Genomic DNA, 22297 nt, shown 5'->3' on the forward strand with positions numbered 1-22297 from the left:
AAGTGACCCACCCTGACGACTTAGCCCTGGCGGCTGCCATTCTGGCCGCCCAGTCGGCAACCGCCAGCAACAGGAGTACCTAATGCGAATTGGCCACGGTTTTGACGTACACCGCTTTGGGCCGGGTGACCATTTAATGATTGGCGGCGTTAAGCTGCCGTTTGACCACGGTTTTGTGGCCCACTCTGATGGCGACGTACTGCTCCACGCGATCAGCGATGCGCTACTGGGTGCCTGTGCGCTGGGGGATATCGGCCGTCACTTTCCGGATACCGACCCTGCCTGGGCCGGTGCTGACAGCCGTGGCCTGCTGCGCCATGTGGTAACCCTGGTGCGTAGCGAGGGGTATCGCGTGGTGAATCTGGATGCAACGTTAATGGCCCAGGCGCCCAAAATGGCTCCCCATATTGACGCTATGCGCGCCGTCATCGCTGAAGATTTAGGAATTAGTCTTGGCCAGGTAAACGTCAAAGCCACCACTACTGAGCGCCTTGGCTTCACCGGGCGCGGTGAAGGCATTGCCGCAGAGGCGGTGGTACTGCTGACGGCTCCAGAGGCGCTGAATGCTTAACCTACCCCCATGGCAGCGTAGCCTAACGCCCGCTTTCGGCGTGCCCGCGCCAGGGCAGTACCGTGCTCAGCCGGAAGACTTTATCGTCGATGAGCAGCTTGATTTTACCCCGGAAGCTCATGGTGAACACCTGTGGCTGCGGCTTGAAAAGCGTAACCAAACCACGTTAGATATGGTGAAACAGCTAAGCCGACTGTGTGGCGTCACGCCTAGAGATATTGGCTATTCCGGCATGAAAGATCGGGTCGCGGTGGCTCGCCAATGGTTAAGCGTCCATTTGCCAGGGCGCGATGCCCCGGCGGATTTGTCGGCTTCTTTGGCAGCGCTGGGGGTTACGGTACTTGAGCAGGCGCGCCACCCACGTAAGCTAAAGCGGGGCGTGCATCGCACTAACCACTTTACGCTACGCCTGAGCGGTGAGGCCGTTCAGTCGGCCGATTTTTTGCCACGCTGGGAAACGCTCTGCGCCCAGGGCGTGCCCAACTATTTCGGCCATCAGCGCTTTGGCGCAGGGGCGCGCAACTTACAGCGTGCCGCCGCCGTGCTGGCGAAAGGCTGGCGCAAGCGCGACGACCGGCAGGGCATGATGCTCTCCACCGCTCGCAGCTTTTTATTCAATGAACTGCTTAGCGCGCGGCTGCAGGATGGTAACTGGTGCGAGCCCATCGCTGGGGATGCTCTTATGCTTGATGGCACCCAAAGTGTGTTTGGCATTGAGGCGGTGGAGGAGAGTTTGGTAGAGCGCGCCGCTGCGCTAGACGTTCACCCAACCGGTGTGCTGTGGGGCGTTGGTCGCTCGGCTGAAGGAGATGCTGGGGCTTATGAAGCGCAGCTCGCCGCTCAGCACCCTGCGCTGTGTGAAGGGCTTGAAAAGAGCGGCGTCAAGCGCGGGCAGCGTGCGCTACGTGCCCGGCTTATTGCGCCGCAAATAACCTTCGAAGCAGACGCCGTGCTACTCTCGTTTGCCCTGCCGCGAGGCAGCTTTGCCACGGCGGTCATTGGCGAGTTAATTCATCATCCCGACACGGCTTAACGCTGAGGTGAGGAGATTCTGATGCGGCGACTGCTGCTTTCCAACGATGACGGTGTTCACGCCCCCGGCCTTAGAGCACTTTACGAGGCACTAACACCCCACGCTAACCTACGTGTGGTTGCCCCTGACCGTGACCGCAGCGGGGCCAGTAATTCGCTGACGCTATCGCGTCCGCTTGCGCTGACGGCGTTAGACAACGGCTTTTATAGTGTGGACGGCACTCCGGCCGACTGCGTCTATTTAGGCGTGAATGGGGTGTGGGACGAGCGTCCTGATTTGGTCATTTCAGGGATTAACCATGGCAGTAACCTCGGTGATGACGTGCTTTATTCAGGCACGGTCGCCGCCGCGATGGAGGGGCGTAATCTAGGTATGACGGCGATTGCCATGTCGCTGTGCGGCGCCCACCATTTTGCGACGGCAGCCAAGTTTGCCGCGAGCCTCATCGGTGCCGCTGATCAACTCTCACTGCCGCCTCGTACGCTGCTGAATGTGAATGTACCCGACCTGCCCTGGGAAAAAATCAAAGGTGTGAAAGTTACCCGCTTGGGCTACCGCGGCCCAGCCGAAAAGCCTGTACCGGTGCAAGACCCCCGGGGCCGTACCCGCTACTGGATTGCCCCGGTGGCGGCTAACGCTGACGACGGTGAAGATACCGACTTTGCGGCCATCGAAGCAGGTTATGTATCGATTACGCCACTGCAAACTGATTTAACGCGCCACCCCGCGCGTCGTGATGTGCAGGACTGGTTGGATGCCTTTGCCTGAGCTATCTCCTGGTGAGCTGCGCGGCCGTGGAATGACTTCCCAGCGCACCCGTGACCGTATGATCAAGCGCCTGATTCAACAAGGCGTGCGTAACCAGTGCGTGTTAGAAGTGATGGCCAGCGAGCCGCGTCATCTGTTTGTAGATGAAGCGCTCGCTCATCGCGCCTATGAAGATACCGCTCTACCCATTGGTTTTGGTCAAACTCTTTCCCAGCCGCTAACCGTCGCGCGCATGACCGAGCTGGTACTTCGCGCGTCGCCCCAGCGCGTGCTGGAAGTGGGGACTGGTTCAGGTTATCAAACGCTGATTTTGTCGCGCCTAGTAGAAACGCTTTACTCCGTGGAGCGAATCTATACGCTGCACGAGCGAGCAGCAGAGCGGCTATGGCGGCTAGGTGCCCCAGCGACATTAGCTGTGGCCGACGGCAGCGAAGGCTGGCCGGAAGCTGCGCCCTTTGACGTTATTTTGCTCACGGCCTGCGCGCAAACGCTGCCAGAAGTATTACTTGAACAGCTGAGTTATGACGGTGTGCTTATTGCACCGCTGGAAGAGTCAGATGGCAGTCAGTGGCTTACCCAAATTAAGCGTATTGGCTCTGCCTTTGAAAAACGCAGGCTTGAACCCGTGCGTTTTGTACCCCTATTGCAAGGAGTGGTGGATTGAAGCGTCGACCCATAGGACTGTTTTTAAAAGGCGCCGGGATGGGCGCTGCCGATGCAGTACCTGGCGTATCGGGAGGCACGATTGCCTTTATTACCGGTATTTATGAAGAATTGATCAACACTATTAAACAGTTTGGGCCTAGCGCCTTTGGCGCTTGGCGTCGCGGGGGCTGGGTGGGCTTAAGTCGGCACCTGAACTTGGCGTTTCTAATACCGCTACTGCTGGGTGTTGCGGTCAGTTTGGTGAGCGTGGCTCACTTAGCGCTGTGGCTAATGGAGGCGCAACCGCTGCTGTTGGAGGGGTTCTTTTTCGGGCTTGTAGCGGCCTCGGCACTGGTGGTCGGGCAGGCTGGAGAACGATGGAAAATTTGGTACTTGCTGCCGCTGGCGATTGGGTTAATGTTAGCCAAATTGCTTCCCGGCATGATGCCGCTGGTGCTGATGATTGGCAATGAAGCGCTGGTAGTCATAGTGGCTGGCGCTATCGCGATTAGTGCGATGCTGCTGCCTGGTGTATCCGGCAGCTTTTTATTGCTCACGATGGGGCTCTACGGCACCATCATGGGGGCTATTCGCAGCTTCGATCTTGGCATTATCATGCTGTTTGGAATGGGGTGCATCATCGGGTTGGCGCTCTCTTCACGACTGCTTTCGTGGCTATTGCGGCGCTACCATGGCGCGACACTACAGCTATTGTTGGGCTTTATTGTTGGCTCGCTACCGGTTCTCTGGCCCTGGCGTGAGCTGTTACGCTACCAGCTAGGCCCCGATGGGCAAATGATTCCGCTGGATTATCGCTATCTATTACCCAGCGATTACGCCGTGTTGACAGGAGCGTCGGCACAAGTAACAGGCGTGATAACGTTGATGGCAATCGGCGCGCTGCTGGTCATATTATTGAACCGCCGTGCAGCCTATCATGCCTAACATCGTTCATAGGCCGTCATCTATTAGGCAGCCACTCACAGAACAGTCGTTCAATTGAGTGTCGTTCAATTGTTAGTTAGCGCGCGGCGTTGAAAAGGAGTAGGGTTTGATGCGTAAGGTTTTCATCATGACGGTATTGGCGCTGGCAGTTAGCGGCTGTGCTAACCAGCAGCACAATACGCCGCAGGTGCGCGATTTGAGCGAAGCCCGCAGCGCGGTCGAGAATTCGCCCCAATATAGCGTTAAGGCAGGTGATACGCTCTACGGTATTGCTTGGCAGCACAACCTGGATTATCGCCAGTTGGCAGCTATTAACAATATTGAAGCGCCTTATCAAATTTACCCCGGACAAACCATTGCGCTGCGTGAAGGAGCGGGTGGCGTTACTAACCAGCCCAGTGCCAACCCTGCGCCTGCTGTTGCAAGTGGCGCGGTGGCAACGGGCCTGCAGCCCCAGGCGACTGCCGTGGCAAGCAACGACCAGGAACTGGATTGGCTGCTGCCTGATGAGAGCGCCATTGAACGTAACCAGCGCCTAACCGCCGAGCGGGCTGAGCGCACGGCGGTGGAAGCATCCCAGCAGGTGGCTGCCGCTGCTAATGCCCCGGTTGAATCCACTAATCAACAGCCGCCAGCCCAGCCAGCGCAGGAGCCAGCGCCCACGCCTGAACCGACCCCAGAGCCAGAGCCGGAACCTGCCGCTGAGCCAGAGCCTGCCGCTCAGCCCACTCAGACCGCCCGCACCGATCGCTCGTCGCGTACCTTTACGCCTGCCGAAAACATCGATTGGCAATGGCCAACCGATGGTCAGGTCACCGGTGAGTTTGGGCAGGGAGGCAGCATTACAGCCGGGATTGATATCGCCGGGCAAAAGGGGCAACCTGTTCGTGCAGCAGGCCCTGGTATTGTGGTCTATGCCGGTAGCGGTGTACGTGGCTACGGTAACCTAATACTACTGAAACATAACGATCAGTTTCTCAGCGCCTATGCACATAATGATAGTTTAAGCGTCAAAGAGAATGATGTCGTCGAGGCAGGTGAAGTGATTGCCACGATGGGCAATAGCGATGCAGATGCCATCAAACTGCATTTTGAGGTGCGCCGCGATGGTCAGCCGCAAAATCCGTTGGACTATCTGCCATCGCGCTAGTCATTACCTAGCAGGTGTAACGTGTCAAGCCTGCTAGGGCAACCCGCATAGCTGAATTAGAGCGTCATATAACAATAAGGTGTATGCGCACAGGGAGTGCGACCACCCTTACTTTTCTAAATGGCGGTTAGGCGAGACAACGGGGGTATGACCATGAGTATGCTGGAAAAGGACCTACAGGAGATTGACCTGGATGAGGTTGAAGAGGCGTTAGATGACGCCGACGACGACGCCACGGCAGAGGAGGAAGCGTTTGAAAAAGCGCTGGGCCGTGAAGACCGTCAATCGACTCAAAGCTTGGATGCGACACAGATCTACCTTAACGAAATTGGCTTTTCTCCGCTGCTGACGCCGGAAGAAGAAGTTTACTATGGCCGCCTAGCGCGTAAAGGCGATGCGCTTGGCCGCTCAAGGATGATTGAGTCTAACCTGCGTCTAGTGGTCAAGATTGCCAGACGCTACCTGAACCGAGGCTTAACGCTGCTCGATTTAATCGAGGAAGGTAATCTTGGTTTGATTCGGGCGGTGGAGAAGTTTGACCCCGAGCGGGGCTTCCGCTTCTCTACTTACGCCACGTGGTGGATTCGCCAAACGATTGAGCGTGCGCTGATGAACCAGACGCGTACTATTCGTCTGCCGATTCACGTGGTGAAAGAGCTCAACATTTATCTGCGCGCTGCCCGTGAGCTGACTCAAAAGCTGGATCACGAAGCTACCGCCGAAGAGATCGCCGAGCATCTTGATAAACCGGTCGAGACAGTTAAGAAAATGCTGGGGCTTAACGAGCGGGTGTCGTCGGTGGACTATCCCATGGGCGGCGACAGCGATAAGCCGCTGATTGATACGCTCACCGACGATGAGGTACTGGGGCCAGAAGCGTGCTTGGTGGATGGCGACGTGCGCGAACACGTAGACCACTGGCTGGATGAGCTAAGCGAAAAACAGCGCGAAGTCGTGGTACGCCGCTTCGGTTTACGCGGTCATGAGGCAGCAACGCTGGAAGAAGTGGGTGCCGAGATTGGCCTAACGCGGGAACGCGTTCGACAAATTCAGGTAGAAGCGTTAAAGAAGCTGCGCCGCTCCCTGGAAAAACAGGGGCTTTCCCTCGACGCGATTTTCGAGAGTTAATTCCGGGTCGAGAGTTAAACCAGCTGCTTCCGACAAGCCCAACGGAAGTATTAATAGCGCACCGAGTTATCTGCTCGGTGCGCTGTTTTTAGGGCGAACCATTTTCATTCATACATTACTGAGTGACTCCGCTCAGTCCGGCAAGTACGCCGGTCAGTGACCTAGTAAGTGAGAGAGCCATGCGCCCGTTAGTGGCCCATATTGATTTGGACGCGCTGCGTCACAACTATCAACTGGCGTGCCGCTGCGCCCCGCAAAGTCGCTCAGTTGCCGTCATTAAAGCCGATGCCTACGGCCACGGTGCACTGGCTTGTGCCCGTGCCTTAGAAACTGACGTTCCGGCATTTGCAGTGGCCTGCATCGAAGAGGCGCTGAGCCTGCGCGAAGGGGGCATCAAAGCGCCCATTGTGCTGCTAGAGGGTATTTTCAGTGCCGATGAGCTGGCGCTGGTCGATCAGCACCGTTTATGGATCAGTGTGCACAGTGCGTGGCAGGTCGAAGCGCTGCTGGCGTATTCGCCACGGCAGCCTATTCCTGTTTGGTTAAAGGTGGATTCGGGGATGCACCGTTTGGGGTTCTCGCCGGAGGAGGCGACCAGTGTTTGGCAGCGTTTGGTGGATGCTCCGCAGGTAACGGCGCTGCATCTGATGAGCCACTTTGCCACCGCCGATGCGAAAGATCCTAGCTACTTCAACCGCCAGATGAATACGCTGAAAGCGCTGGCTGCCAAGCTGAAGGCACCGCTGTGTCTGGCCAATTCCCCGGCGACGCTGGCATGGCCTGCCGCACATGGCGACTGGAATCGCCCTGGCGTGATGCTCTATGGCAGCGACCCGCTGGAAGTGGCTAACGAGATCACCCAGCAGCTACGCCCGGTGATGACATTACGCTCAGAGATTATTGCGTTGCGCGAGTTGGCGGAGGGGGAACAGGTGGGCTATAGCGGCCGCTGGAAGGCCAAGCGACCCTCTAAAATTGCCGTGGTCGCCGCAGGTTATGGCGATGGCTATGACCGCCACGCGGTCGATGGTACACCGGTACTGGTCAACGGCCAGCGCTGTCCCATTGCCGGTAAGGTCTCTATGGATATGCTGACGGTGGACGTTACCGACGTGCCTGATGCCGCGATTGGCAGTGAAGTGGTGCTATGGGGAACTGCTAGCAATGGCAGTGTGCTGCCGGTGGACGAGGTGGCCCGCTACTGCGATACCATCAGCTATACGCTGCTGACCGGTGTGCTTCCCAGGGCACCGCGGCGTTATCATGGGGCTCACGTTTAAACGGTTATCTGTATGTCAAAAGCGTCTTATCCGCGCTCCTTTGCGCACCCTCGCTACTGGCTGACATGGCTGGCGATTGGCCTAATGTATGTGGCCGCGTGGCTCCCCTGGCGGTTGAAGCTATGGGTAGGTAAAGCGATTGGCCTGTTAGCGTGGCGTTTTGTGAAGCGCCGTCGGCACATCACCACCACCAACATTGCGCTCTGCTTTCCGGAGAAAAGCGCAGATGAGCAGCGCCAACTGGTCAAAGAAACCTTTATTGCCAACGGCATTGGCTTGGTGGAAACCGCCACAGGCTGGTGCCGCGATGTAGAAGGGATGCGTCATCGGGTCGCCTATCACGGGCAGGAGCATCTTGCCCGCGCCAAAGCGCAGGGCAAAGGCGTGCTGGTGGTCGGTATTCACTTCTCAACGCTGGATTTAGGTGGAGCGCTACACTCGCTATTTATCCCAGCAGACGTGGTCTATCGCCCCCATAACAACCCGCTGTTCGAGCGCTTTATGACCCGCGCCCGTTCGCGTATTTTCGGCCAAGCCATCGACCGCCACGACCTGCGTGGGGTGGTGCGCCGTATCAAAGCCGGGCACATTGTCTGGTACTCACCTGATCAGGATTTTGGCCGCGATGTGAGCGTCTTTGCGCCGCTATTTGGTCAGCAAGCGGCGACGATTCGTCTTACGGCCAAAATTACCCGCATGACGGGCGCCCCTGTGGTGCCGCTAATGTTCCACCGTAATCCAGATAATCGCACCTACACCATTGAGTGTTTGCCCGCCTTTGAAGATTTCCCTAGCGGCGATGAACTGGCCGATGCTACGCGGGTAAATGCGTTTATTGAGCGGGCGATTCGCAAGCACCCCGAGCAGTACCTATGGCTGCATCGACGCTTTAAAACCCGTCCTGAGGGCGAGGTAGGTTTTTACTAGCCGTATCAACAAAGCGCATAAAAAAAGCTGCCCGCGGGCAGCTTTTCGTTGGCTTCATAGCTTGCTTAAGGCAACGCCTTAATCGAGATTGCGGGAGTAGAAGATCTCCAGCATCTCTTTACGTAGGCGGCTTTCGATATCCCGCGCTTCTTCAAAGGTGATGTCGCGGCGAGAGGTGCCGAACAGGTAGTTATCCAGTTCGAAGTCTTTCAGCAGCATCTTGGTGTGGAACATGTTCTCTTGATACACGTTCACGTCGATCATCTGATAGGCCTGCTTGGTGTCTTCCGCCAAGTAGTCCTGGATCGAGGTGATGTCGTGGTCAATAAACAGCTTTTTGCCGTCCACATCCCGCGTAAAGCCGCGCACGCGGTAATCCATGGTCACGATATCGGAATCAAAACTATGGATCAGGTAGTTCAGCGCTTTCAGCGGGCTGATATGCCCACAGGTCGAGACATCGATATCCAGACGGAAGGTGCTAATGCCGTTGTCAGGGTGCGACTCCGGGTAGCTGTGTACCGTCACGTGGCTCTTATCCAGGTGGGCCACCACGGTTTCCGGTAGCGGGCCTGGGCCTGGTTCGGTTTGCCCAGGCGTCGGCTCATCCAGCTCGTGTTCGGCGATCAGGATGGTCACGCTTGCGCCGTGGGGCTCGTAATCTTGACGCGAAATATTCAGCACATGGGCGCCGATAATATTGGTCACGTCCTTGAGAATCTGCGTCAAACGTTCGGCGTTGTAAAGCTCATCGATATAGTCGATATAAGCCGCACGCTGCTCTTCGGTTTTGGCGTAACAGATGTCGTAAATATTGAAGCTCAACGAGCTTGTCAGGTTGTTGAACCCGTGGAGTCGGAGATTATCTGACACGTCCGAACCTCCCTATGGCAGATGAAGACACCCCGACGATCCAGCGCCGGAACCGATAAACACTTGTTACCGTGCTGACGCAGCCGCTATTCATCGAGCGGCCCCGCACTACGCAGTATGGGGAAAAACAAGCGGGCGTATTATGCCCGCCCGAGGCGAGGGTTGCATCCGGCCACGCCATTTTTTTTGAACCTGAGTGAAGGTGTCGCGGCGTGGGGTTCAAGCCTCGACAATCTCGAAGGAGTGAGTGATCTCAACGCCGCCGTTGACCAGCATAATAGAAGCGCTGCAGTATTTCTCTGCCGACAGCTCCACGGCTCGCTGAACCTGCTTCTCTTTTAAGCCACGACCAGTGACCACAAAGTGGACGTGAATCTTGGTGAACACGGACGGCACTTCATCGGCGCGCTCGGCGTCCAGCTCGGCAACGCAGTCGGTGACATCTGCGCGGGCCTTATCAAGAATGTTCAAGATATCAAAGGCGGTGCAACTGCCCATGCCCATCAACAGCATTTCCATCGGCCGAGGGCCGGTGTTGCGACCGCCGTGGTCGGGTGGGCCATCAATCACAACGCTGTGTCCGCTACCGGATTCCGCCACAAACTGGCGGCCATCGGTCCATTTTACCCGTGCTTTCACGTTGCTCTCCTCATCTTGGCGACGAAAGGTAAGTCGCGCAGCATAACATTTCTAGAAGGCAACGCGCGGCTTCATCGTGCGCTGCCAGCTGGTATCAGGCTGATTGAAGGTGCCTATCAAGCTCGGCCAGTCGTTCAGGCGTGCCCACATCGACCCAGTGGCCCGCAAAGTGCTCGCCGCTAACGCGGTGCTCTGCCATGGCCCGTTTCAGTAGTGGGGCCAGGGCGAAGGCGCCGGGGGGCTCACCGGCGACCAGCTCCGGGCGTATCAAACTGATGCCTGCAAAAGTGTAGCGAGCCTCCCCTTGTGGTGAAACGCGCCCCTGGTGTAGCGCAAAATCGCCTTCGGGATGGTGGGAGGGGTTATCCACCAATACCAGATGCGCCAAATCACCTGCTGTCAGTGCGGAAGCGTTGGGCAGGTAGTCACACCAGACATCGCCATTGACCAGTAAGAACGGCGCATCGCCCAGCAGCGGTAGTGCCTGTTGAATGCCGCCGCCGGTCTCAAGCGGGCTAGCTTCCTGGCTCCAGTGAATGGACATTTGGTAGGCCGAGCCATCGCCCAGTGCAGAGATAATTTGCTCAGCACGGTAGCTCACGTTAATGACCACTTCATTAATGCCAGCACGCTTTAAGCGGTCCAAGTGGTGCACGATCAGCGGTTTGCCCGCCACGGGCAGCAATGGTTTAGGGCAGTGGTCGGTGAGTGGGCGCATCCGCTTGCCCAGGCCAGCCGCCAAAATCATCGCCTTCATGGAGCGTCCTCTTCCAGGCGCTGCATGATCGCCGGGCGCAGCACGCCCGTTACCCAGTCGGCAAACTCGCGGTGTTGGGGTAGGGCCGCTAGGCTATCTTCCAGGTGCGCCAAAAAGTGGGGCAGGCGGGCTAAATAGCCTTCTTTGCTGTCGCGCAGCGTCAACCGACAAAAGATGCCCAGCACTTTCAGCGAGCGCTGTGCGGCCATGGCGTGGCACTGCGCTAAAAAAGTTTCCTCGCTGACCGAGCGGGTCAGGCGACCTTCTTGCCGCGCCTGCTGATAGAAAGCGCCGACGAAGGAGGCAAACTGGTCAGCGCTAAAGCGGCAGTAGCGGCCCCGCAGCAGGGAAATAACGTCATAGCTGAGCGGGCCTGCCACAGCGTCCTGGAAGTCGATCATGTAAAGCGTTTGATCGTGCAGCATCAGGTTCATGGCATCGAAATCACGGTGAACGCTCACCACCGGCTGCGCTAATGCATGCCCTATCAATTTATCGCGTACTGCCTCCCAGCTATCGGGAACTGATAGCGACAGCCAGCGCCCCAGGCACCACTCGGGAAACAGGTCCAGCTCCCGGCCAAGCAGGGCGGCATCGTAGTCAGGCAGGGCGGCCGGGTTAGTGCGGTTTTGCAACTGGGCAATCAAAGCAAGTGCGTCTAAATGACTCTGCACTGTGCGGGCCGGGTCGGTAAAGGTGGCCTGCAGCGGTGTGTCACCCAAGTCATCAAGCAGCAAAAAACCAGCGTCTAAGTCGCTGGCGTGAATGTAAGGCACAGGCAGCCCGGCGGAGTGCCAGCGCTGGCCGATAGCCACAAACGGCGCCGAGTCCTCCTGGGCCGGGGGTGCATCCATCACGATTTGGGTGTTGCCATCCGGTAGCGTTAGTCGAAAATAGCGCCTAAAACTGGCGTCACCGCCCGCAGCAGAGAGGCGAATGGTGGCGCTATCAAGGCCGTGGTGTTGCGCTGCCCACTGAGTGAGGGCGTCAATCCGAGAAGAGGACATGCAAGCTCCTTGCTGGTCGGGCATCATGCGGGCTGTATAATACCGATTCTGGATGCCAAGGATAACGAACATGGGCAAGCGAATCTCGCGCACCGTACCGGTTGCGCATACGCTGCTGGGCAGTTTGCTCGCTGGCGCCTCGTTTTCAGCGGTGGCGCAGGGGCAAACCCTGCCCGCAGAGGCGCTGGACTGGCAGGCCTGGAGCCAAGACGAAGCGCCGCAACAGCTATGCCGGGGGCGCTATGTGATGCCCGCCTACCGCTTGCCAGCGGAAGAGAACCCGGAAACGCTCTCGGTAGAAACCCGGGAAGTGGATTACGCCGCAGACGGTGAAGCCCTGCTGCGTGGCGACGTGGTACTACGCCGAGGCGATACCGAACTGCAGGCAGAGCGCGTCTTTCTACCCGCAGACCGTCAGCAGGTGGATGCTGAGGGCAACCTGGCTATCCGCGATGGACAAGCCCTGGTGCGTGGCGAGCAAGCCACCCTCATGCTGAACGAAGACCGCGCCTCGCTGCGTAACAGCCACTATGTGCTCTACGACCAGCACCTGCGCGGCCAGGCCAGCCAGCTAGAGCAGACCGGCGAAAATCAGTACCGCCTTCAGGAGGCCACGTTTACCACCTGTGACCCCGGCGCCAATAGCTGGCAGTTGGTAGGTAGTGATATTCGCCTCGATCAAGCCTCGGGGTTTGGCACTGCCCGCCATGCGCGCCTGGAAGTTAAAGATGTGCCGGTATTTTACTGGCCGTGGCTGCGCTTCCCCATTGATGACCGCCGCCATACCGGGCTGCTCTCGCCGTCAGTGAGCTTCTCAAGCGATGGCTTTGATTATACCCAGCCTTTCTACTGGAACATTGCACCGAACCAGGATGCCACCATTACCCCGCGCTGGATGTCTGACCGAGGACTGCTGCTCAACGGCGAGTACCGCTACCTGCTGGAAGAGAGCCAAGGCTTGGTCGAGGGCGGTTATCTCGATAGCGACGGCGGCACCAATAGAGGTGACAACCGCTTTGAAGGCGACGACCGCTGGTACATTGATGCCCAGCACGCGGGCACGTTAACGCCCCGCAGTGATTACCGGCTCCGTTACGGCGCCGCCAGCGACGGGCGCTATTTCGACGACTTTGGCGGCGAGTTCGGCAACAGCGACCGCGTCAGTATGGAGCGCCTTGCCCAGGTCGATTATCGCGGCGAGCGCTGGCAGTTAGACGCCCGCGCCCAGGGCTTCCAACGTTTGGAAGACCCGCTCAGCGATACCGACCGTCCGTTCTACCGCCTGCCGAGTTTGACCGCCAATGCCAACTGGCAGCTAGACAACGGCCTGTATACCCAGTGGCGCTCGAACGCGACCTACTTCTGGCGCGACGTGGATGAGCGGCGAGTTCCGGAGCGCGAGGCGGCCATCGGTTCGCGCCTTCACCTGACGCCTGCGGTGGGCTGGCGCTATGAGCAGCCCTGGGGCTATATCGAGCCACGCACCGAGCTTTGGCACACCGCGTACGAATTGGATTATGGCGACCGCGTGACCGATCGCACGACCTCACCGACGCGCAGCGTGGCGATCACTTCCATCGACAGCGGCCTGGTATTTGAGCGTGAGCTTGAGCTAGGCGGGCGCGGTTATCGCCAGACGCTTGAACCCCGCGTTAACTATGCCTACGTGCCGCGTACCGACCAGACCCAGCTGCCGTACTTCGATAGCCGTGAACGGGTATTCTCCTGGGATCAGCTCTGGTCCCCGCACCGCTTCTCGGGGGCTGACCGGGTCGGTGATCTGAATCGCGTCTCGTTGGGCGTACAGTCACGCTTGATCGAAGATAGCGCTGGTCGGGACCGACTCACCTTCGGCGTCGGTCAAAGCTACTACTTCTCCGAGCGGCGCATCGATAGCGAAGGCGACCCGGACACGCTGCCGCCGCGCCCCAGCGAAGACCCTTCCGTGAATCCGGAAAGCCGCTATCAGGCCACCCGTGACCGCTCTCCGCTGGTCACTCGCCTGGATTGGCAAATATCGGATCGCTGGAGTACCGGCTACGAATGGCTCTACGATGACGAGCGTGAACAGACCGAGCGCTCCAGTGTGGATGTACGCTATCGCCACCCGGAAGGGCACGTAGTGAACCTTGGCTACCGTTGGGAGATCGAAGGGTTCGATCCGAGCGTGATACCCGGCGACTATGGCTTCCGTGACTACAGTCGCGAAGAGTGGGATCTTTCGCTGGCGTGGAAAGCGAACCCAAGGATTGATTTGATTGGCCGCTACCTGCACGATCAAACCAACAACCGTCCCCTGGAACAGCTCGCGGGCCTGCAGTGGAACGACTGCTGCTATGGCGTACAGCTGGTATGGCGTGAATGGATCGACGATAACGATACGGCGCGGGTTGGCGATGACTTCAACGACCGCGGGCTATTTTTGCGCTTTGTGTTTCGTGGTCTAGGTGGCGTGGGTCAAGAGGCCGACGGCTACTTTGAGCAGGCGATTCCTGGCTACCGTCCCACGCCCTTATGAACGACCACTTTAAAATAGCGACTGAAAGAGACTTTTTATGATGATCAGAAAGACCTTGCTGAGCTGCGCGCTGAAGAAACGAGCCACCCAGCTGTCCGCAGGCAGCCTGATGGTGCTCTGCCTGAGCACGGGTGCGGCGCTGGTTCCGCTGACCGTGCATGCGCAAAATTTCGAGTCGGCCCAGCGTCAGCAGTTGGATAGCGTCGTCGCAGTCGTCAATGATGGCGTCATCATGCGCAGCGAGTTGGATGACCGCATTGCCCAGGTGGAGCAGCAAGCAGCGGCTCAGGGCGGCAATTTGCCGCCGCGTAACCAGCTGGCCCAGCAAGTGTTGGAGCGTATGGTCATGGATGAAATCCAGCTGCAAATGGCCCGCCGAGCCAATCTGAGTGTGGATGACACCGAACTCAACCGCCAGCTACGCAGCATTGCCGAATCCAACAACATGACGCTGGATCAGTTTGCCGATGCGGTAGAAGCCGACGGCATTACTCTGGCCGACGTGCGCGAAGACGTACGCCGTGAAATGTTGATGCGTCAAGTACAGCAGCGCCAGATCAGTCAGCGCGTCACGGTCTCCGATCGCGATGTGGAGCGTTTCTTGAGCCAGCAGCCAAGCCAGCAGCAGGGGCAAGCCTTTATCGAAGAGACCCGTGCCCGCCATATCCTGGTGGAACTGACGCCTACGCGTAACGAGAACCAAGCCCGCGCCCGCGCAGAAGAGGCTCGCCAGCGTTTACAGCAGGGCGCAGACTTCGCGTCGGTGGCCCGTGAGTACAGCGACGATCGTGGTAGCGCCATGAACGGCGGCGACCTGGGCTGGGTGCGCCCTGGCCAAACGGTCCCTGCGTTCGAAGAAGCCATGACGTCTCTCAGCCCGAACCAGCTCTCCGAGCCTGTGCGCTCGCAGTTCGGCTATCACGTCATCGAAGTGCTGGAGCGTCGCCGTCAGGACGTGACCGAAGAGAGCCGTCGTGAGCAGGTGCGCCAAGCGATTTTCCAGCGTCGTGCCAACGAAGAGCTGCAAACCTGGCAGCGTGAAATCCGTGAACAGGCCTTCGTGGATATTCGTCTCTAATGACGCGGCCGCTGCTGTTGACCACCGGTGAGCCTGCGGGCATCGGGCCAGAGCTTGCGCTGATGCTGGCCGCTCGTGGGCAATTAGCCAACACGGTGGCGGTGGGTGACCCGCAGATGCTGCGCCAGCGCGCCGCGCTGCTCGGGCTGGCCGTAGAGGTCGTCGAGGCCGCGCCGGGTGGCTTGGATATATCCTCTCCAGGGCGTTTGGTGGTGTGGCCCGCCACACTGCGAGCGTCTGCCACGCCTGGGGTGCTCGATCCCGCCAATGCCCGCTACGTGTTGGAGACACTGCAAATCGCCGTAGACGCCTGCCAAGCAGGGCAGGCTGCGGCAATGGTCACCGCGCCGCTGCATAAAGGGGTCATCATCGAAGGGGGCTTTCCCCATTTCACCGGCCATACCGAGTGGTTGCGCGACGCCTGTGGCGTCGATGAGGTGGTGATGCTGTTGGCGACCGATGCCGCGCTGCATGCCAAGAACCCGCTTTGGCAAGGCAGCGGCGATTTGCGCGTGGCGCTGGTGACGACTCACCTGCCGCTGCGTGACGTGGCCGATGCCATCACATTCGAGCGGGTCACCCAGATTACTCGCCTGCTGGCCGCTGACTTGAAGCGCCAATTCGGCATCTCGAATCCGCGCATTGCGGTGTGCGGCCTCAACCCCCATGCCGGGGAAGAGGGGCATTTGGGGCGCGAAGAGCTGGACACGATCATTCCGGCCCTCGACGCGCTGCGTGCCGCCGGGTTGGAAATCCAAGGGCCGCTGCCCGCCGATACGCTATTCACGCCGCGTCATTTGGCCGGGGTCGATGCCGTCCTCGCGATGTATCACGACCAGGGCTTGGCAGTGCTAAAATACGCCGGCTTTGGTCAGGCCGCGAACATTACCCTGGGGCTGCCGCTGGTGCGCACCTCGGTGGACCACGGCACCGCGCTGGATTTGGCGGGCCACGGTACTGCCGACCCCAATAGCCTGGGCGTCGCGCTTGCCCTCGCGCAGCGGCTTGCCGCTCAGCGTGCCAGCTCCCTGGCCGCTTCATGAATCAACCCTCCAAGGAACACTGTTAGATGTCTCAAGTGCCTCAGCAGCACCGTGCTCGTAAACGCTTCGGTCAGAACTTTCTGCGTGACCTCGGCATCATTTCGCGTATCGTCCGCGCCATTGGGCCACGCGAAGGCGACCGACTCGTCGAAATTGGCCCCGGGCAAGGTGCACTGACGGCGCCGCTGCTGGAAGCGGCGGGGAAGCTGGAGGTGATCGAGCTGGACCGCGATCTGATTCCAGGCCTGCGGGTGCAGTTTTTTAACTACCCTGAATTCGTGATTCATGAAGGCGACGCGCTGAAGTTCGATTTTGCCGAGCTCAAGGGCGAGGGCCCGGCGCTGAGGGTAGTGGGTAACCTGCCTTACAACATTTCCACGCCTTTGATCGTGCATTTGCTGAGTATGGGCAGCGCCATCGCCGATATGCACTTCATGCTGCAGAAAGAGGTGGTGGAGCGCTTGGCCGCCGAGCCGGGCAGCACCGACTGGGGTCGCCTGTCGGTGATGGCGCAGTACTATTGTCAGGTCGATCAGCTGTTCATCGTGCCACCGGAGGCCTTCGTGCCGCGCCCGAAGGTGGACTCCGCGATCGTGCGTCTCACTCCCTTTGAGCACCTGCCTCACATCGCCGACGATCCGGCCCTGCTGTTCGAACTGGTCAAGCTGGCCTTTGGGCAGCGGCGTAAAACGCTGCGCAATAACCTGAAAGGGCGGGTCAGCGCCGAGACGTTGGAAGCGTTGGGCATCGACCCGGCGCGACGCCCGCAAACCCTGACGGTGGCGGAGTACGTCACCATCGCCAATCAGGTCGCGGCCAACGAGGCGGCCAGTGCAGACAACGACCGCCAGGGAGGCGACGAGGGGTGAGTGGTTTGGAGATCGAGGTCAGCGTTACGCCCGAGTTTCGTGACGCAGAGTCTAGCGACAGCGAATCCCGCTACGTGTTTAGCTACACCGTGACGGTGCACAACCAAAGCCCGCACAGCGTGCAGCTGATGGCACGTTACTGGAAGATCACCCAGGGCAGCGGCGATAGCCAAGAGGTGCGCGGCAAAGGCGTGGTGGGCCAGCAGCCGTTAATCGGCCCTGGCCAACGTTTTCGTTATACCAGCCGGGCGATTTTGCAAACGCCAGTCGGCGTGATGGAAGGTGCTTACACCCTGCTCAATACGTATACCCAGCGGGCTTTTGATGTGCCCGTTTCGCCTTTTCGTCTAGCGGTGCCCCGCCAACTGCATTAACGTTGATTAAGCGCGGGGTTGCAGCGTCAGTTGACGATCTAGATGGTCGCACAGTCGTAACGCCAGTTGCACGATGGTCAGCGTGGGGTTGGCGTGCCCAACGCTTGGGAAGACGCTCGACCCTGCCACAAACATATTCTCTTGGTCGAACAGCCGACAGTCGCTATTGACGATGCCTTGTTCTGCGCTGTGGCTCATCCGCGTGCCGCCCATATGATGCCTTCCCGCTAGCTCGCCCTCGCTGGGCATGGTGACGGGCTGGACGGCTAGCCAGTCGGCTAATTGTAGGCGTCCAATATCTTGGTTCAGCAGGTGTTCGCCCAGCAATATCATGCTTTCGCGGATCGTATGGCGATCCAGCGCCGACTGACGCCACACCAGCCGACTGTGGGGAATGCCAAACTCATCCACTTCAGTGCCAAGCTCTACGCGATTCTCAAAACGCGGCTCCTGCTCCCAGGCAGCGCGCAGAATCACCCCATGCATCACACGGCCTTGGGCTTGCCAGGTGGCCAGCTGCTCACCGAGTGATGGAGCATCTCGCGATAGCGCTTTGATCAGTTGCTGAGTTGCCTCTGCGTTCATGCGGTGTAGGCGTAATCCGCAGTTGAGCAATTGACGCTTAGTGAGTATCTCAGGAGTAGGCGATAAAAATACGTTGTACTCCTGATCAAGCCCCAATGCCTGCGGCTCAAACAGCAGCGCCTGGCCTACGGAAGCATGGGGATGCTCCATCCAGTAGCGGCCCAGAGTCGTGGCATTGCGGATCAGTTGCCCGTTGGATTGCTGGTTCAACCACAGCAACAGGCGTGAGTTTTCGATACCGCCGCAGGCCAGCACAAAAAAACGTGCGCGCACGTGGCACTCTCCACTCTGAAAGCTGCGCAATTTCGCGCGCTTAACGCGGCCATCATGGCTTTCAAGCCCGACAAGATTGGCGGTTAAACAGTAATCAACATTGGAGGAGGCATGCAGCGCAGGGGCATATTTATCTTTAAGCCGAACGGGATCCCCTAAAGAGAAGTAGATACGTTCAAACCCTGAGCCGGTGACGGGGTAGTCGGCGTGGGGTGGCGTTAAGTTCAGCAGCGTAGCGGCGCTTGCGTAGTAAGGCGCGAGCGCTTCTTGGGTGATTGGCCACGCGGTTTCAGGAGTTGCCACCTTCGCGGTAAAATCGTGAGCGTCCAGCGGTCTACAAATGCCGCCCCAGTGGTTGGTAGAGCCGCCTAAGTAGCGTAGGCGCGCATCATCAAGGGGAATATAAGGGTCGCCAACGATATCGCCACGGTAAATCGCCTGGGAGCGCTCGCTATAAGAGGCTTCGCCACCTTCACATAGCAGCGTACGGTGGCCCTGCTGGACCAGCGTGACGGCTATGGCGATCCCGGCAGCACCAGCGCCCACAATGCAGATATCATAAACAGTATCCTGGGCCGCCAGTGTTTCGAAAGAGAGATACATCAGCGGTCTTCAGCGCGTAGCAGCCAGCCGTTCACCAGCACAGGGGCTGCTGGTTGAGTGGACTGGGCGGCGGCTATTGGAAAATAGCTGAGCGTCAGCGCTGCCCCAGTCGACACCAGTAGCTGTTTTAAAACGACCCGACGGTCAGGGTGGGTAGGTGAAGGACGGGGAAAGTAGAGGCTCATTAGCGTATCGTTATCCTTAACATTAAGTTGCGAATGGTCTGATTACATAGTGGTGTAACTTTGGGAATTGCTCCAGGGGTTTATGTGACGTCCACTTTTTATTGCATTCATCACAAGGCATTAGCCTATGAGTACCTATGTTATTGGTGACCTGCACGGCTGCCATGTCGAATTTATTAGCCTGTTGGAAACAATAAACTTTAACCCGGCCCACGATACGCTATGGCTGGTTGGAGATTTGATTAACCGTGGCCCAGGGTCGCTTGCCTGTCTGCAGGAAGCCAAAGCGCTGGGCAGTGTCGTGCGCTGCGTGCTCGGTAACCACGATTTTCACCTGCTGGTGGTCGCCCGCGGGGGCGGCAGATTGAAGAAAAACGATACGCTGGACGATATTCTCGCCTCGCCCCAGCGGGAAGCGTTGCTGGATTGGCTACAGAGCCAGCCGTTAGCCGTTCAAGAAGGCAATACGTTAATGACTCACGCCGGAGTGCTGCCGAGCTGGAGCGCTGAGCAGGCGCTGGCGCTGAGCGGTGAAGTTCAGGAAGCGCTGCAGGGCGAAAGCGCTGGCGCGTTTCTGACCCAGCTGTTTGGTAATCAGCCTGACCGTTTCCGGAATGATTTGGAAGGCGTGGATCGGCTGCGCTGCATCGTTAACGTGTTTACCCGCATGCGCTTCATTGATGCGCAGGAGCGCCTCGATTTTGCCGCCAAAGAGGGTCTCGGCAGCGCCCCAAAAGGGTTTGCTCCTTGGTTTCAATTTGCTCGTCAGGATGATCTACATATTCTGTTTGGCCACTGGGCGGCGCTGGAAGGGCGCACGCCGAATGCGAAGATCAACGTTCAAGGCCTGGATACCGGCTGCGTGTGGGGTGGCTCACTCACCGCGATGAACCTGGACACCGGTGAACGCACTAGCGTGCCGAGCCTGCAAGGAGGCCGTTAAGTGTTTCAACAGGATGCATTGACCCAAGGGCTTGACGTTTACCGGGTAGGCGGCGCGGTGCGGGATGCGCTGCTTGGCTGGCCAGTAGTGGACCACGACTGGGTAGTGGTAGGCGCCACGCCGGAAGCGATGCGTCAGAGAGGCTTTAAACCCGTTGGCCGTGATTTTCCGGTGTTTTTGCACCCGCACACCGCGGAAGAGTATGCGCTGGCGCGCACCGAGCGTAAATCCGGTCATGGCTACAGTGGTTTTGAGGTGTATGCCAGCCCCGATGTAACACTGGAAGAGGATCTCTCACGGCGTGACCTGACGATCAATGCCATCGCCCAAGGGCCAGACGGCCAACTGACAGACCCCTTTCACGGCCAGCAGGATATAGAGCAGCGCCTGCTGCGCCATGTATCGCCTGCGTTTAGCGAAGACCCGCTGCGGGTGCTGCGTACCGCACGTTTTCTAGCCCGCTATGCTCACCTGGGTTTTACCATTGCCCCAGATACCCACACGCTGATGCGTGAAGTGAGCCAAAGCGGTGAGCTTGGCCACTTAGCCGCAGAGCGGGTATGGGTAGAAACCGAGAAAGCATTGGGCGAACCCAACCCTGAACAATATTTCACCACGCTAAACGAGTGCCAGGCGCTTGCCACTTGGTGGCCTGAGCTTGCCGAGGATGAGACGTTGACTGCCGCGCTCGCTGAAATACCAAGTGCGCCTGAGGAGCCTGCATTGCCGCTGGCCCACTGGCGCTACGCGCTGCTGGTCTCGCTGCTGAGTGATGAGCAGCGGGATGCGCTAGCGAGCAGGCTGCGGCTGCCCAACTCAGTAGCGCAGTTGGCTCGCCATACCGCGCTGACTAAAGCGCTGCTCAATGAACCGTTAAACGACGAGCGAGTGTTGCACTGGCTGGAGCGGCTGGATGGCTGGCGCAAACCTGCCCAGGTAGCGGCGCAGCTAGCGCTTGTTAGTCGTCTTGCACCTGAGCGCCAAGCTGTGCTGCGCGCTGCGTGGCAGGCAGCGCAAGCGGTAAGCCCGCAAACGCTGCTGAGCGAGGGGTATCGGGGAGCGGCATTAGGAGAAGCGCTGCGCCAGCATCGGCAGAAGGCGGTTGCAGGCGCGTTAGACGAGGGGTAGTCGCGCTAGCGCGCCATCGCCGCACGAGGCTGCGGATCTGCTTGGGAAATCCAACGGCCCCGCCAGTGAAAATCAATCGCCCACAGGCGCTGGTCACCTAATGTGAAGCGCTTCCAGAGCATGGCGTAGGACGTTTGGCAGGCGGGGTGGCGCTCGTTTGGTAAAAGTTCAGCGAGTGGCTGGAGCACAAAGGCGTTGCGGGTGATTTCCGCGCGGGGCAGGGCGACGCCGTCAATCGTATCGCAGAAACTGCCGACGGTCAGCAGGTCGATATCCAGGGCGCGGGGGCTGTATTTGGTCATGTTGGGGGTACGGCCATGATTAATCTCAAGCTGCTTAGACCACGCCTGGAGCTCGCCCACCGACCAGTCGCTATTAAACGCCACCACTAAGTTGTAAAAGTTGCGGCTGTCCTTGAAACCCACCGGCTCGCTTTCAAAAATGCGTGATATCTGTAGGCGGCCAAACGTAGCTTCCAGAGCATCCAGGCAGAGGCGAATATGCGTGTCGGGATCAATGTTACTGCCTAGACTGAGGGTCACCAGGCTCATAAGTTCGGGTCCTTGGTAGCCTCCGGCAGCGTACCGCGAGTGATTTCAAGACCAACGCTTGCCGCCTGAGGCACCGCGCCCGGCTTGCGGACGGTCATGCGCAGCCAGCTAATCGGGAATTCATGTTGCAAGCAGGCGGCGAGACGTTCAGCGAAGGTTTCTACCAAGGCGAACTGATGCTCGTCGGCGAACTGCTGGATTCGTTGGCAGATAGCGGCATAATCAAGCGTTAAGCGTAAATCATCCGTGGCGGCCGCTGGCCGAATATCCGTTGTCAGCGATAGATCCAGGCTCAGCGATTGCGTTATCGTGCGTTCCCAGTCGTACACACCGATGACGGTGTCTACGGTGAGTGCTTCGATCAAAATGCGGTCCACAGGCCTTCCCCCAGGGTCAACAAGCGGGCGATTGTACTTGAGGATGA

General features: G+C 58.8%; 24 protein-coding genes. 16 read left to right on the forward strand and 8 right to left on the reverse strand.

Translation table 11 applies throughout. The features are described 5' to 3' along the window. Nucleotides 1–82: 82 nt before the first annotated feature. The 9 genes from ispF (at nucleotide 83) to lpxL (ending at nucleotide 8447) form a co-directional block, all read left to right on the forward strand. Nucleotides 83–571: a 2-C-methyl-D-erythritol 2,4-cyclodiphosphate synthase gene (gene ispF, locus BIS10_RS00645; RefSeq protein WP_062360982.1), complete on the forward strand. Its 489-nt coding sequence runs from the start codon at nucleotides 83–85 to the stop codon at nucleotides 569–571. Further along, a complete protein-coding gene (truD, locus tag BIS10_RS00650) occupies nucleotides 564–1604 on the forward strand; it encodes a tRNA pseudouridine(13) synthase TruD (RefSeq protein ID WP_253501318.1) in 1041 nt (346 codons plus the stop codon). Before ispF ends, truD begins: the two co-directional genes overlap by 8 nt. Before the next feature lie 21 nt (nucleotides 1605–1625). Continuing rightward, a complete protein-coding gene (gene surE, locus BIS10_RS00655; protein WP_253501321.1) occupies nucleotides 1626–2372 on the forward strand; it encodes a 5'/3'-nucleotidase SurE in 747 nt (248 codons plus the stop codon). Next, the gene (locus tag BIS10_RS00660) at nucleotides 2359–3036 is read left to right on the forward strand and encodes a protein-L-isoaspartate(D-aspartate) O-methyltransferase (RefSeq protein WP_253501324.1); all 678 of its coding nucleotides are present in this window, start codon (nucleotides 2359–2361) and stop codon (nucleotides 3034–3036) included. The genes surE and BIS10_RS00660 overlap by 14 nt, the downstream gene beginning before the upstream one ends. After that, the gene (locus BIS10_RS00665) at nucleotides 3033–3962 is read left to right on the forward strand and encodes a DUF368 domain-containing protein (RefSeq protein ID WP_253501327.1); all 930 of its coding nucleotides are present in this window, start codon (nucleotides 3033–3035) and stop codon (nucleotides 3960–3962) included. The genes BIS10_RS00660 and BIS10_RS00665 overlap by 4 nt, the downstream gene beginning before the upstream one ends. A gap of 109 nt (nucleotides 3963–4071) precedes the next feature. After that, nucleotides 4072–5112 carry a peptidoglycan DD-metalloendopeptidase family protein gene (locus BIS10_RS00670; protein WP_253501330.1) on the forward strand — a complete coding sequence of 347 codons (1041 nt, stop codon included), beginning with the start codon at nucleotides 4072–4074 and terminating at the stop codon, nucleotides 5110–5112. Between the two features lie 153 nt (nucleotides 5113–5265). Further along, nucleotides 5266–6240, forward strand: a complete 975-nt coding sequence (gene rpoS / locus BIS10_RS00675) for an RNA polymerase sigma factor RpoS (RefSeq protein WP_253501333.1) — start codon at nucleotides 5266–5268, stop codon at nucleotides 6238–6240. Between the two features lie 179 nt (nucleotides 6241–6419). Continuing rightward, entirely contained in the window at nucleotides 6420–7520 is a 1101-nt protein-coding gene (alr, locus tag BIS10_RS00680; RefSeq protein WP_253501336.1) for an alanine racemase, read from the forward strand. 12 nt (nucleotides 7521–7532) lie between these two features. Beyond that, entirely contained in the window at nucleotides 7533–8447 is a 915-nt protein-coding gene (gene lpxL, locus BIS10_RS00685) for an LpxL/LpxP family Kdo(2)-lipid IV(A) lauroyl/palmitoleoyl acyltransferase (RefSeq protein WP_253501339.1), read from the forward strand. Between the two features lie 78 nt (nucleotides 8448–8525). On the opposite strand, the gene speD is transcribed toward lpxL, so the two are convergent. From speD to BIS10_RS00705, 4 genes are all read right to left on the reverse strand, one after another. Beyond that, nucleotides 8526–9320: an adenosylmethionine decarboxylase gene (gene speD, locus BIS10_RS00690; protein ID WP_044629679.1), complete on the reverse strand. Its 795-nt coding sequence runs from the start codon at nucleotides 9318–9320 to the stop codon at nucleotides 8526–8528. A 219-nt stretch (nucleotides 9321–9539) separates the two neighbouring features. Beyond that, nucleotides 9540–9959, reverse strand: coding sequence for an OsmC family protein (locus tag BIS10_RS00695; RefSeq protein ID WP_253501342.1), 420 nt, complete (start codon nucleotides 9957–9959; stop codon nucleotides 9540–9542). A 94-nt stretch (nucleotides 9960–10053) separates the two neighbouring features. Continuing rightward, nucleotides 10054–10716, reverse strand: a complete 663-nt coding sequence (gene murU, locus BIS10_RS00700) for an N-acetylmuramate alpha-1-phosphate uridylyltransferase MurU (protein ID WP_253501345.1) — start codon at nucleotides 10714–10716, stop codon at nucleotides 10054–10056. Then, complete coding sequence (locus BIS10_RS00705; RefSeq protein WP_253501348.1) at nucleotides 10713–11723, reverse strand: aminoglycoside phosphotransferase family protein; 1011 nt, start codon at nucleotides 11721–11723, stop codon at nucleotides 10713–10715. The genes murU and BIS10_RS00705 overlap by 4 nt, the downstream gene beginning before the upstream one ends. Before the next feature lie 70 nt (nucleotides 11724–11793). On the opposite strand from BIS10_RS00705, the gene BIS10_RS00710 reads away from it, so the two are divergent. The 5 genes from BIS10_RS00710 to apaG are packed head-to-tail and all read left to right on the forward strand — an operon-like array spanning nucleotide 11794 to nucleotide 17605. Continuing rightward, on the forward strand, nucleotides 11794–14241 hold the full coding sequence (locus BIS10_RS00710) for an LPS-assembly protein LptD (RefSeq protein WP_253501351.1): 2448 nt from the start codon (nucleotides 11794–11796) through the stop codon (nucleotides 14239–14241). A 37-nt stretch (nucleotides 14242–14278) separates the two neighbouring features. Next, on the forward strand, nucleotides 14279–15319 hold the full coding sequence (locus BIS10_RS00715) for a peptidylprolyl isomerase (protein ID WP_054641172.1): 1041 nt from the start codon (nucleotides 14279–14281) through the stop codon (nucleotides 15317–15319). After that, nucleotides 15319–16362: a 4-hydroxythreonine-4-phosphate dehydrogenase PdxA gene (gene pdxA, locus BIS10_RS00720; RefSeq protein ID WP_253501354.1), complete on the forward strand. Its 1044-nt coding sequence runs from the start codon at nucleotides 15319–15321 to the stop codon at nucleotides 16360–16362. The genes BIS10_RS00715 and pdxA overlap by 1 nt, the downstream gene beginning before the upstream one ends. 26 nt (nucleotides 16363–16388) lie before the next feature. Further along, nucleotides 16389–17231: a 16S rRNA (adenine(1518)-N(6)/adenine(1519)-N(6))-dimethyltransferase RsmA gene (gene rsmA, locus BIS10_RS00725; protein ID WP_253501357.1), complete on the forward strand. Its 843-nt coding sequence runs from the start codon at nucleotides 16389–16391 to the stop codon at nucleotides 17229–17231. After that, nucleotides 17228–17605, forward strand: a complete 378-nt coding sequence (apaG, locus tag BIS10_RS00730; RefSeq protein WP_253501359.1) for a Co2+/Mg2+ efflux protein ApaG — start codon at nucleotides 17228–17230, stop codon at nucleotides 17603–17605. Before rsmA ends, apaG begins: the two co-directional genes overlap by 4 nt. A gap of 6 nt (nucleotides 17606–17611) precedes the next feature. Here the strand turns inward: apaG and BIS10_RS00735 are convergent, their stop codons facing one another. Both BIS10_RS00735 and BIS10_RS00740 read right to left on the reverse strand, forming a co-directional pair. Beyond that, complete coding sequence (locus BIS10_RS00735; protein WP_253501362.1) at nucleotides 17612–19066, reverse strand: FAD-dependent oxidoreductase; 1455 nt, start codon at nucleotides 19064–19066, stop codon at nucleotides 17612–17614. Then, on the reverse strand, nucleotides 19066–19251 hold the full coding sequence (locus BIS10_RS00740; protein WP_253501365.1) for a hypothetical protein: 186 nt from the start codon (nucleotides 19249–19251) through the stop codon (nucleotides 19066–19068). Before BIS10_RS00740 ends, BIS10_RS00735 begins: the two co-directional genes overlap by 1 nt. Before the next feature lie 127 nt (nucleotides 19252–19378). On the opposite strand from BIS10_RS00740, the gene BIS10_RS00745 reads away from it, so the two are divergent. Together BIS10_RS00745 and BIS10_RS00750 are read left to right on the forward strand one after the other, a co-directional pair. Then, entirely contained in the window at nucleotides 19379–20194 is an 816-nt protein-coding gene (locus BIS10_RS00745) for a symmetrical bis(5'-nucleosyl)-tetraphosphatase (RefSeq protein WP_253501368.1), read from the forward strand. Beyond that, nucleotides 20195–21322: a polynucleotide adenylyltransferase gene (locus tag BIS10_RS00750; protein WP_253501371.1), complete on the forward strand. Its 1128-nt coding sequence runs from the start codon at nucleotides 20195–20197 to the stop codon at nucleotides 21320–21322. A 5-nt stretch (nucleotides 21323–21327) separates the two neighbouring features. Here the strand turns inward: BIS10_RS00750 and folK are convergent, their stop codons facing one another. Together folK and folB are read right to left on the reverse strand one after the other, a co-directional pair. Then, nucleotides 21328–21873, reverse strand: a complete 546-nt coding sequence (gene folK, locus BIS10_RS00755; RefSeq protein WP_253501374.1) for a 2-amino-4-hydroxy-6-hydroxymethyldihydropteridine diphosphokinase — start codon at nucleotides 21871–21873, stop codon at nucleotides 21328–21330. Next, entirely contained in the window at nucleotides 21870–22250 is a 381-nt protein-coding gene (gene folB, locus BIS10_RS00760; protein WP_253501377.1) for a dihydroneopterin aldolase, read from the reverse strand. Before folB ends, folK begins: the two co-directional genes overlap by 4 nt. Nucleotides 22251–22297: the final 47 nt, after the last annotated feature.

It is taken from the genome of Halomonas sp. 707B3, assembly GCF_024158645.1.
Lineage (GTDB): Bacteria > Pseudomonadota > Gammaproteobacteria > Pseudomonadales > Halomonadaceae > Vreelandella > Vreelandella lionensis.